General features: G+C 72.6%; 8 protein-coding genes and 3 pseudogenes. 2 read left to right on the forward strand and 9 right to left on the reverse strand.

Annotated elements, in window-relative coordinates:
* Positions 1–99 precede the first annotated feature (99 nt).
* From LCD35_RS10395 to LCD35_RS10420, 6 genes and pseudogenes are all read right to left on the reverse strand, one after another.
* Positions 100–288: pseudogene (locus tag LCD35_RS10395) on the reverse strand (PIG-L family deacetylase); the annotation flags it as partial.
* A gap of 66 nt (positions 289–354) precedes the next feature.
* Complete coding sequence (locus tag LCD35_RS10400; protein WP_225044099.1) at positions 355–1,341, reverse strand: DUF3048 domain-containing protein; 987 nt, start codon at positions 1,339–1,341, stop codon at positions 355–357.
* Between the two features lie 308 nt (positions 1,342–1,649).
* On the reverse strand, positions 1,650–3,728 hold the full coding sequence (locus LCD35_RS10405) for a xanthine dehydrogenase family protein molybdopterin-binding subunit (protein WP_224977525.1): 2,079 nt from the start codon (positions 3,726–3,728) through the stop codon (positions 1,650–1,652).
* Positions 3,725–4,708, reverse strand: coding sequence for a xanthine dehydrogenase family protein subunit M (locus LCD35_RS10410; RefSeq protein WP_224977526.1), 984 nt, complete (start codon positions 4,706–4,708; stop codon positions 3,725–3,727). The genes LCD35_RS10405 and LCD35_RS10410 overlap by 4 nt, the downstream gene beginning before the upstream one ends.
* Positions 4,705–4,977: pseudogene (locus LCD35_RS10415) on the reverse strand (2Fe-2S iron-sulfur cluster-binding protein); the annotation flags it as partial. The gene LCD35_RS10410 and the pseudogene LCD35_RS10415, both read right to left, overlap by 4 nt.
* A 444-nt stretch (positions 4,978–5,421) precedes the next feature.
* A pseudogene (locus LCD35_RS10420) lies at positions 5,422–5,577 on the reverse strand (2Fe-2S iron-sulfur cluster-binding protein); the annotation flags it as partial.
* A 158-nt stretch (positions 5,578–5,735) separates the two neighbouring features.
* On the opposite strand from LCD35_RS10420, the gene LCD35_RS10425 reads away from it, so the two are divergent.
* On the forward strand, positions 5,736–6,896 hold the full coding sequence (locus tag LCD35_RS10425; RefSeq protein ID WP_225044100.1) for a YDG/SRA domain-containing protein: 1,161 nt from the start codon (positions 5,736–5,738) through the stop codon (positions 6,894–6,896).
* Between the two features lie 228 nt (positions 6,897–7,124).
* Here the strand turns inward: LCD35_RS10425 and LCD35_RS10430 are convergent, their stop codons facing one another.
* The 3 genes from LCD35_RS10430 to LCD35_RS10440 form a co-directional block, all read right to left on the reverse strand.
* Complete coding sequence (locus tag LCD35_RS10430) at positions 7,125–7,409, reverse strand: WhiB family transcriptional regulator (protein WP_224977528.1); 285 nt, start codon at positions 7,407–7,409, stop codon at positions 7,125–7,127.
* Between the two features lie 48 nt (positions 7,410–7,457).
* Positions 7,458–7,664 (reverse strand): hypothetical protein, encoded by a 207-nt coding sequence (locus LCD35_RS10435; RefSeq protein ID WP_224957828.1) that lies wholly within the window; start codon positions 7,662–7,664, stop codon positions 7,458–7,460.
* Between the two features lie 688 nt (positions 7,665–8,352).
* Entirely contained in the window at positions 8,353–8,769 is a 417-nt protein-coding gene (locus LCD35_RS10440) for a hypothetical protein (protein ID WP_224965976.1), read from the reverse strand.
* Between the two features lie 215 nt (positions 8,770–8,984).
* Here LCD35_RS10440 and LCD35_RS10445 point away from each other — a divergent pair, with 215 nt between their 5' ends.
* A complete protein-coding gene (locus LCD35_RS10445) occupies positions 8,985–11,054 on the forward strand; it encodes a bifunctional diguanylate cyclase/phosphodiesterase (protein ID WP_225044101.1) in 2,070 nt (689 codons plus the stop codon).
* The last annotated feature ends 124 nt before the right edge of the window (positions 11,055–11,178 follow it).

Here is an 11,178-nt window from a genome sequence, read left to right on the forward strand (position 1 = left end):
CCCCCCCCCCCCCCCCCCCCCCCGGGGCCCCCCCGCCCGGGGGGGGGGGGGGCCCCGGGGCGGGGGGCGGGGGGGCCCCCCCCCCCGGGGGGGGCCCCCCCCCCCCGCGTCCGGAGCGCCCCGCAGGTGGGCGAGGTCGTCGGCGACGACCTCGCCGAGCTCTCCGCTGGTGCAGGTCACCAGGGTCACGGTGGTGCCGTCCGCCGCGTAGCGGGCCATGGTGGCGCCGGTGGCGGTGGCTTCGTCGTCGGGGTGGGCGTGGACCAGTAGCAAGCGGCGGTCGCTCATGCTTTCGAGAGTAGCCAACTCCACCGACTAGGCGGCGGAGTCCGCCGCCCGCTCCCCGGCCGGCCGTCACAGCCGGTCCGACAGCACCACCCACACCGGACCGGACGCGAACGGCAGCGGTTCGCCGGACGCCGTCGTGTACGTGGTGCCCACGTCGGCGGAGGGCCGGGACCAGCGCGCGTCGAAGGCCTTCCCGTCGCGCAGCACCACGGCCCGGCCGGAGCCCACCGTCGCGGCGTGCGGCGCGGCGCCCCCCGCCACGTCCTTCATCGCCGAGTCCCGCACCTCTACCTGCTGCAGCACGACGGTGCCCGCACCGAGCCGCCCGCTGTCCGCCGCCGTCGCGGGCGCGCCGTCCATCGACACCAGCCAGCGCCGCTGCTCCGGCGACCAGGTGAAACCGGTGGAGGCCGCCCGGTAGTCGACCTGCGCGGAGGTGCGCGGCGCACCGCCCGCCGGGGCGGGCCCGAACGCCAGCGGCGCCTTCGGCGACCAGCCGGCGCCCGCGGGCAGCTCGCCGGGGCGGACGTAGAGGTTGTGCGACACCGGCTTGCCGGTGCCGCGGAAGAACGCACCGGGCGCCTGCTCCGGCTGGACCGCTTCGAGCGGCGCGGCGTTCAGCGCCGGCAGCAGTTCCGGGGCCGCGCCGGAGAACGCCAGCGTCGGCCTGCCGTACTGGGCGAGCAGTTCCAGGTCGGTCTCGCGGGCGCTGCGCACCGGCCCGACGACGGGCGGGCGCTGCTTCCCGAACACGGCGACGAGCCTGCTCAAGCCACCTTCGACCGGTTCGACGACGACCACGTCCGCGGCGCCGATACCGGTCGGCGGCCGGGCTTCCGGGGCGTTGTCGATCTTCACCGCGAGCACCGGGTCGTCGCTGCCGGGAGCTCCTTCGGCGGGCGTCGGTTCGGCGGTGGGCGGAGCCGCGCCCTGCGGGGCGTCCGGGGCGCGCTGCGTCCGCGCGGGCTGGCAGGCGAGACCACCCGCCAGCACGGTCACCAGCACCGCGAGCAGCACCACCGCTCGTCCGAGAAATCCGCGGTTCCGCACCATCGCCCACCCCTCACTCGAACACCCAGAGTGCCCCTCTTTCGGGTGACGAGCAAGGTTCGCAAGGCCCTGACCAGGTGTTGTTCATGGAAGGACTACCTCCGACGGTCACGATCAGTGCACCGTTCCGACCAGTAGCCGCCCCACCCACCAGCGCCCACCCGCGAACCGCACCGGAGTGAACGGACCGTCTGACCAACGGGATGGGACGAACGGTCCGTTCACCCTCCGCGGAACGCGAGTGAACGGACCGTCCGTCCAACGAGATGGGACGAACGGTCCGTTCACTCCTCCAGCGGTGCGCCGCCGGGTCAGCCGCCCAGCAGCTTGTCCGGCGTGATCGGCAGGTCCCGGACCCGGATGCCGGTGGCGTGGTGCACCGCGTTCGCGATGGCGGCGGGCGAACCCACGATGCCGATCTCGCCGACGCCGCGGCTGCCCATCGGGTTCGAATGCGGGTCGTGCTCGTCGAGCCAGCTCACCTCGATGTCGGCGACGTCGGCGTGCGCGGCGACGTGGTACTGCGCGAGGTCGTGGTTGATGACGTGCCCGAACTGCGGGTCGAGGACGCTGTGCTCGAACAGCGCCATGGACATGCCCATGGTGATGCCGCCGAGCAGCTGCGACCGCACGAGCCGCGGGTTCACGACCTGCCCCACGGAGAACACGCCGAGCAGCCGCGGCACCCGCACCTCACCGGTGTCGGCGTTGACGCGGACTTCGGCGAAGTGCGCGCCGAACGAGTGGATGGCGTACCGCTGCTCGTCCGGGTCGTCGGGAATCGCGCCGTCGGCTTCGTCGCCGTCGGCGGGGTCGTGGCCGAACTTCTCCCGGAACCGCCGGGCCGCTTCGACGACGGTCGTTCCCCAGGAGGTGAGCCCGGAGGAGCCGCCTTCGACGGTGGCGGTGGGCAGCGCGGTGTCGCCGAGCTCCAAGTCCACATCGGACACCGGGCGGTCCAGCGCGTCGGCGGCGATCTGGGTGAGCGCGGTCCGGGTGCCGGTGCCGATGTCGGCGGCGCCGATGCGCACCTCGTAGCGCCCGTCGCGGTACCGGACGGTGGCGGTGGAGCCGGGCATCTTGTAGCCGGGGTAGGTGGCGCTCGCGACGCCGGTGCCGACCAGCCAGTCCCCGTCCCGCGCGGACCGCGGCGCCGGGTCGCGGCCGGCCCAGCCGAACCGTTCGGCGCCTTCGCGCAGGCATTCGGCGAGGTGCCGCGCGGAGTGCGGCAGCCCGGTGGCGGGATCGACGGCGGGTTCGTTGCGGCAGCGCAGGTCGATCGGGTCGATCCCGCAGGCTTCGGCGAGTTCGTCCACTGCGGACTCGGTGGCGAACATGCCGGGTGCTTCGCCGGGTGCGCGCATCCAGAACGGGACGGGCACGTCGAGCGCCGCGAGCCGGTGCGTGGTGCGGCGGTTCGGCGCGGCGTAGACGGTGCGGGTGCCGACGGCGGTCTGCTCGGCGAACTCCTGCACGGTGGAGGTCTGCTCGACGACGTCGTGGGTGACGAGTTCCAGCTTCCCGTCGCGGTCCGCGCCGAGCCGCACGTGCTGGATGGTGGGCGTGCGGTAGCCGACGAGCGCGAACATCTGCTGCCGGGTCAGCGCGAGCTTCACCGGCCGTCCGCCCGCGACCCGGGCGGCGAGCGCGGCGAGCGCGTTGTGCGCGTGCGCGGTGCCCTTGGAGCCGAAGCCGCCGCCGACGTGCGGGGCGAGCACTCGGATCCGCTCCGGGTCGAGCCCGAGCACCGGCGCGAGCCGTGACCGCATCTGGTGCACGCCCTGCGTCGAGTCGTACATCGTGAGCACGCCGCCGCGCCAGGTCGCGATGGTGGCGTGCGGTTCCATCGGGTTGTTGTGCTCCATCGGCGTCGTGTAGGTCGCGTCCACCACGACCGCCGGTTCCGCGCCGTCCGGGTCGCCGTCGCGCGTGTCGGCGGCGAACGACGGGTTGACCACCTCCGGCGCGTAGAGCGCGTCGTCGTCGCCGCGCAGCACCACGTGGTGCGGTTCCCGCCGGTAGTCGACGCGCACCAGATCCGCGGCCTGCCGTGCGATCTCGGGGGTTTCGGCGAGCACCGCGCCGATGAGCTGGCCCCGGAACGCGATCTCCGGGGATTGCAGCACCCACAGCTCGGCGTCGGAGTCGGTCGCCAGCCGGGGCGCGTTCTCGTGGGTGAGCACCGTCGCGACGCCGTCGAGGTCTTCGGCGGCGTGCACGTCGATGTCCTCGATCCGGCCGCGCGCGATCGTCGCCTGCACCGGATGCACGTACAGCGGGTCGGGCACGGGGTGCTCGAACGCGTAGCGCGCGGTGCCGTTGATCTTGTCCGGGCCGTCCAGCCGTTCCAGCGGGGCGCCGATCGCCCGTGGCCGCAGCAGGTCCGTCATCGCGCCTCCTCCACCAGGTCCCGCAGCACGGCGACGAGCGTCCCGCGGGTCATCGGCACCTTGTACGCGTTGCCGCTGAGCGGTTCGGCCGCGGCCAGTTCGGCGTCCGCGGCCGCGCGGAACGCCTGCTCGCCGACGGGCGCACCGCGCAGGGCCCCTTCGGCGCGGGTGGCCCGCCACGGCTTGTGCGCGACCCCGCCGAGCGCGATCCGCGCGTTGCGCACCCGGCCGTCCGCGACGTCCAGGTCGACGGCGACCGAGACGAGCGCGAACGCGTACGACGCCCGCTCCCGCACCTTCCGGTAGACCGAGTGCGGCGCGCTGCCCGGCAGGTCGACCGCGGTGATCAACTCGCCGTGGCGCAGCACCGAGTCCCGCTGCGGTTCGTCACCCGGCAGCCGGTGGAACTCGACGACCGGCACCGCGCGTTCCCCCTCCGGGCCCTGCACCCGAACCTGCGCGTCCAGCGCCGCCATCGCCACCGCCATGTCGGAGGGGTGCGTGGCCACGCACTCCGGGGAGGCGCCGAAGATCGCCGCGTCGCGGTGGTGCCCGCCGATCGCCGAGCACCCCGCCCCCGGATCGCGCTTGTTGCACGGGGTAGTCACGTCCTGGAAGTACGGGCACCGGGTGCGCTGCAGCAGGTTCCCGCCGGTGGTGGCGGCGTTGCGCAGCTGCCCCGAGGCGCCCGCCAGCAGCGCCTGCGCCAACGCCGGGAACCGGGTGCGCACCAGCGGGTGGGCCGCGAGGTCGCTGTTGCGCACCCCCGCCCCCACCCGCATCCCGCCGTCCGGGAGCTCCCGCACCTCGTCCAGCGGCAGCCGCGACACGTCCACCAGCAGCTCCGGCGCACTCACCCCCAATTTCAGGTGGTCGACGAGATTCGTGCCGCCCGCGAGGAACACCGCCCCCGGGTTCCGCGCCACGGTCGCCACCGCGCCCGCCGCGTCGTCCGGGCGCACGTAGTCGAACGGGTTCATCGCGATCCCTCCCGCCGGGCCGCGTCGCGGATCGCGGCGACGATGTTCACGTAGGCGCCGCAGCGGCACAGGTTCCCGCTCATCCGCTCCCGGATCTCCGCGTCGTCGAGCTCCTCGAACCCGGCGGCGACGTCCGCGGTCACGTGGCTCGGCCTGCCGTCGGCGGCCTCGGCGAGCATCCCCACCGCCGAGCACACCTGGCCCGGGGTGCAGTACCCGCACTGGAACGCGTCGTGCTCCAGGAACGCCTGAGCGACCGGGTGCACCTCCCGCTCGGCCGGCGGTCGTCCCGGGGCCGCCACGAGACCGGTGGCACCCGCGCCGCCGGGTCCGGGAACGACCTCCCACGTCGGTTCACCGTCCACCGACCGGGCGTCCCGACCGCCGGAGGCCCCCGCCGCGGCACCAGCGGACCCGCCCGGGCCGGTTCCCGCCTCGGCAACCTCCGCAGTACCGCTTCCCGCGAGCCGCCCCGTGCCAGCTTCCGCCGCAGGTTCGCCGGTTCCCGGCCCGGCAGTGGCAGGGCCATCGCCACCCGGCGCGCCCCCGCCGGCACCCGGTCCGGATTCGGCGGCACCCCGCCCAGCCCCGGCGGGTTCACCGGCTCCAGGCCCACCAGCGGCAGGTCCGACGGCTCCCAGCCCGGCAGCGGTGATGATCTCCGCACCATCGGCGGCCACCGCCAGCAACAGGCAGGTCAGCACCCGCCGCCCGTCCACCAGCGCCGTGCACGCCCCGCACTGCCCGTGGTCGCAGCCCTTCTTCACCGAGACCACCCCCAAGTGCTCGCGCAACCCGTCCAGCACGGTCACCCGAGGCTCCACCTCGAGCCCGCACCGCACACCGTCCACCGACCAAGCGATCTCCATCGACGTCCCCTCCCCGAAAGAGCTCCCCCGCCAGGGTGAGGGGCGTCCAGGTGGTTCGCTCGGCGCCGACACCAGAACGTCGAGACCGCGACATCACACGGAAAATGCCTCCTTGATCGGGTGACCCTGACTAGGGTGGCCGCGTGGATCTTGGCGCAGTGACCGAAGCCGACATTCAGTCCGCGACCGAGCGCTGGAACTCGTTGCCCGAGCACACACCCCGGGACGACATCCAAGAGCTGCTCATCTGCAACAGGAAGCACTACGACATCAGCGGCCTCGCACGGATCATCAGCGGCGCCGCCTCGGACTCCCCTTCCACCTCGACTCCGCTTGCGCCGGAAGACGAACGAGCCCTCGCCAAGAGGGCCGCGGACCTGGGGTTCTCCGTGATCGCCAGGCCGGACAAGACGAAGAGACCCGAGCCGGTCTTCGGCCACATACCCGGCGTTGTGGAACAACATCTCTTCCCCACCCGGTACGACGCGCATCTCCTCGGCGTTCATCGCGCGCTCCAAGCCGGCATCGTCGGCACCAGAAAAGAAGGTGCCGAATCCATCGTCGTCTCCGGCGGTTACGAAGACGACGAAGACCAGGGACACACGATCATCTACACCGGTCACGGTGGCCAAGACGAGCGCAAGCGCCAGATCCGGCACCAGAGCTTCGACGACCCGGGCAACGCTGCGTTGCAAACCAGCACGTTCACCGGAAGGCCGGTGCGCGTGGTACGTCGGGCGAACGCGTCCAACGGCAGCGCGTCCGGGTCGGGGTACAGCTACGCAGGTCTTTTCGTCGTTGAAGAGTCCTGGCACGCGCCCGGTCTCCGCGGGTTCGAGATGTGCCGGTTCCGGCTCGTCAAGCTGCAAGAACCGGACGCTTCGGCGCCTGCTCCCGAGGCTCCTGCGAAACAAGCGCCCGTTGGGACCCGAACGCCTGGCCGTCGCAGGCGCACCTCCGACGAGGTCAGCAGGCTCAGCGCGGTGCGGCGATACGTGCTAGCGGCCTACGACTACACCTGCCAGGCGTGCCGCGGAGAACTGTTGATCAATGGCACGCCCTACGCCGAAGGCGCGCACATCCGCGGAGTGGGCGCACCGCACCACGGTCCGGACGAGATCGACAACATGCTGTGCTTGTGCCCGAACTGCCACGTCCAGCTCGACAAAGGGGCTCTCTTCATCGAGGCGGATCTGACCGTCGTTCGGAACGGGGTCCGGGAAGCCAAGCTCCACACGGTTGCGTCCTGCCTCCCCGCCGCTGAGCACCTGGAGTACCACCGGGCGAGGAAATCCCCGCCACCCGCGAACCCCGACTAGACCGCACCGCGCCGAACAACCTTTCGTGGTTGTCGGTACGAGCTTCCCGCGCGGGAGGTCTTCGGGGGCCTCGGGGGATGAGGGCGAGGGCATCGAGCGCGGCGGGGCGGGCGTCGAGCTCCCCGGCGGAGGTCTAGCTCGACGGCCGGGTGGGGGCCGTGGTTCGAGCGGAACGCGTCGGTGGCGGTTCTGCGCGGTGGAACACGTGCAGTCCGCAGTGGACGGAAGTCATGCCGCGTCGGCGGCGAGTTCGGCGGCGCGGGCGGCGACGCGGAGTTCGCGGCGCTCGCTTTCGCTGAGGCCGCCCCAGATCCCGGACAGGTCCGCGTTGCCGAGCGCGTAGCGCAAGCAGTCCTCGCGCACCTCGCAGGAACCGCAGATGCGCTTGGCCATCTTCCCGGACTGACCCTTCTCCGGGAAGAACGCGTCCGGGTCGGACTGGGCGCACAGCGCCGACTGGTACCAGTCGGCCGCGCCGGTCGGGGCGGTGATCGCGTCGATGATCTTGATCATTCGTACCTCTCATTCGTGCGGATCAGCACGGGTCGGAATTGCTCGTGTTCAGCGGTCGGGACCGGCCAGGTCGCGCACGCACGTTTCGCAGCGGGACCACTCGTCGAGCTTGCTGCCGAATGCGGGAACGGTCACGCATCCGCACAAGGCCACTCGGCCGTCCACTCCGCCTATGCGGACTTGGCGGGCATCAGCGGGCACGTGGTGCAGCACCTTCTGCAGAAGACCAGGCCACCAGCGCACGGCTTCGTTCATATTCACTTCTTCCCGAGGGGCGATCCGAGGCACGGCGCGAGTCCGCGCGGGATCGAGCGGAAGTTCGGATGCGCCGCGGAATCGCGGGGCGGACTCGCCCGGCGGAAGCGGCGGAAAAGGGAGCGGCGCAGCGACGCTAAACGCGCGTCGGCACCGGTCTCCGCGCGCCGGCGCGACAGCGACCGGAGGTCACATCACCGCAGCTCAGCGCATTGCCCGGGGCGTTCGGTGCGCCGGTCGTCCCGAATCCGCGCAGCCCGGGGGCGGGGCAGCGGACGGCGGGATTCGACCGGCCGCCACCGCGGGCGGTCGGGCACCTGATTTCGGCCCAGCAACTCTTCTCCTGTTCGGCGTCTCGTGCGCCGGACCGGGCGAAGCCCCGAACCACCCGATCCGACTGAAAGAGGGGCTCACGCGACGGTGCGACGACTCATCGCGGAGCGAAATGAATTCCGAGAACCGCCCGGTCAGCGACCGGACGAACCACCGCACAGCGCTACCCCTGCGAACGAAACTGCCGCTGCACGACGCGGTGGTCACCGGAACGCGGTGCTATGTCACGAGTTCCGGCGACCGCCACTTTAACCACAACATTCGGAGTTGTCCAGCAACCCATTTCGAACGCATCACGGCGCATTACCGAGCGCCCCGCGAAATCCGAAGTGGACGGGTGGTGACCGGTACCGGATCAGCTCCGCCACGCCTCCCTGCCGTGCATCACCAACGCGTAGACCACCAGCACGTCCACCACGATCGCCACCGAGGACCACAGCGGCGAGGCGGCGAACAGCACGACGTTCGCCAGCACGCTCAGCACCGCCAGCACGACCGCGACCACCCGCGCCCAGGTCCGGCCGCCGAACAGGCCCATCCCCACGGCGGCCAGCACCACGCCCAGCAGCAGGAAACCGAGGCCGACGCCGTAGAGGTCGAGCCGCACCCACTCGCCGCCGGGCGTGAGGTAGGTGGTGCCCGAGCGGGCCAGCGCGAACAGGCCGTTGACGATCTGCACGACTCCGGTCAGCACCAGCATGAACGCGGCGAAGTACACCCAGCCCACCCAACCGGTGGGGCGCTGCCGGGGATGCGGGACGAGCGTAGCCATGACGACCTCCGAGGCGGGACCTCCGATCACCACGCTGCCCCGCCCGGCAGCGCGGGCCCAGGGCCGAAAGCCCCATTTCGATTTCTTGCCGGTGTCACCGGTTCGGCGGTACCGTGAGCAACCTCGGCCCTGGTCGAGCGCCCGGATCAGGCTCCTCGCGCCGCCGGTCGCGGTCGGCTCGGCACTCCCGCGCACCGCCGCGGAACGGAGATCTGGTGAACGCATTCCCTCCCCTGCCCGGCACCGGCTTCCACCGCACCGGAACCCAGGTGGAGACGGAACGGCTGCTGGGGGCGCTGGCCGCCGACATGCGCGAGTACGCCATCTTCGCCCTCGACGCGGACGGCCGGGTCACCACCTGGAACCGCGGTGCCCAGCTGATCAAGCAGTACACCAGCGAGGAGATCATCGGCAGGCACTTCTCCACGTTCTACCCGGCGGAGTACATCGCATCCGGCTACCCGACGTGGGAGTTGGAGCAAGCGGCCGCGCACGGTTTCTTCATCGACCGCGGCTGGCGGCTGCGCAAGGACGGTTCCGCGTTCTGGGCACACGTGGTGATCACCGCGCAGCGCACCACCAAGGGCACCCTCGACGGGTTCATCAAGGTGACCAGGGACGAATCGGAGGCGTTCGCCCAGCGCGAGCGCTCGGACCGCCGCTTCACCGACCTGTTCCAGCTGGCGCCGACGGGCATCGCGCTGCTCGACGAGCGGGACCGGATCCTCGACGCCAACGGCGCCCTGTGCGAACTGCTCGGGTACCGCCCGCACGGCCTGGTGGCCGCCGAGCTGATGCACCCGCTGGACGGGGTGGCGGGCCTGGTGCCGCGCGCGGTGCCGCCGGGCCACGACCGGGCGCCCGGGTCGGTGGCGCAGCGGCGGCTGGCGCAGGCGGGCGGGCAGCCGATGTGGTGCGAGGTGCGGTGCGCGGCGTCGGTGGACCACGACGGGAACCGGTTCTGGCTGGCCGTGTTCCAGGACCTCACCGAGCAGGTCCGGCGCACCGAGACCTTGCACTTCCAGGCGACCCACGACCAGCCGACCGGCCTGCTGAACCGGCGCGGCGTCAACGAAGTGCTCGCGCCGTTGCTGTCCGCCGACACCGCGGGCCGGGTCGGGGTGCTGTTCTGCGACCTGGACAACTTCAAGCGGTTCAACGATTCGCTGGGCCACGACGCGGGGGACGAGCTGATGGCGACGCTCGCGCGGCGGCTGGTCGACGAGCTGCCCGAGTCGTGCACGCCGGCCCGGCTGTACGGCGACGAGTTCCTCGTCATCTGCTCGAACCTGCCGGGCTGCGGCGGCATGGAGACGCTGCACCGCACGGTCTCGGACATCCTGTGCGCGACGACGCCGCTGCGCGGCAGGCTGCTCAGCGTCACGGCCACCTTCGGCGCGGCGACCGCGCAGGACGGCATCACCCCGGCGGAGCTCATCCGGTCGGCGGACGCGGCGATGTTGCAGGCGAAGCGGCGCGGGCACGGCCGCACCGCGCCCGCGAGCGCGCCCGCGCAGCTGGCGCTGGAGGAGGAACTGCGGGAGGCGTTGGCGCACGACGGCCTGGAGCTGCACTTCCAGCCGGTGTTCCGCCGCGACGGCTCCATCACGCTCGCCGAGGCGCTGGTGCGCTGGCCGCACCCGGAGCGCGGCCTGCTGCGGCCGGACACGATCCTGCCGGTCGCCACCCAGGGCGGGATGCTCGCGGACCTGGACCGCTGGGTGCTGCGGGCGGCGCTGCGCGAGGCGACGGGCTGGCAGCGCACCGGCGGCCGCGCACCCGGTGTCGCGGTGAACCTCTCCGGGCTCTCGCCGGAGGACGACGGCTTCCACGAGGAGATCACCTCGGAGATCGCCTCCAGCGGCATCGAACCGGGCCGGGTCGTGCTGGAGATGGTGGAGACGGTGCTGGTGGAGCTGCCCGCGCGGCCGCGGGGCGTGATGAGCGGGCTCGCCCGCGACGGGGTGCGGTTCGCGATGGACGACTTCGGGACCGGCTACTCGTCGCTGGCGCGGCTCAAGGACCTGCCCACCCAGATCGTGAAGCTGGACCGCCGGTTCGTCTCCGGGATGGGCACCGATCCGGTGGACCTCGGCATCACCCGCGCGGTCATCGAGCTGTCGCACGCGATGGGCCGGATGTGCATCGCGGAAGGCGTGGAGAACACCACCCAGCACGACCTGCTCGATCACCTCGGCGTGGACGCCTACCAGGGTTTCCTGTTCGCCCACCCGGCCCCGGCCGAGAACCTGCGCGCGCTGCTGGCCGACTCCGCCCGCGCCTGACCTAGTACGACGAGGGCCGCCCCCGCACCCCGGGGCGGCCCGCGGCGCGCGCGGCGGGGGGGGGGCGGGGGGCGGGGGCGTGTGGCCGGGGCCGCGCCCGGGGCGGGTGCGGCGCGCCCACTCG

The organism is Saccharopolyspora sp. 6V (assembly GCF_020176785.1).
GTDB classification, from domain to species: Bacteria; Actinomycetota; Actinomycetes; order Mycobacteriales; family Pseudonocardiaceae; genus Saccharopolyspora_C; species Saccharopolyspora_C gregorii.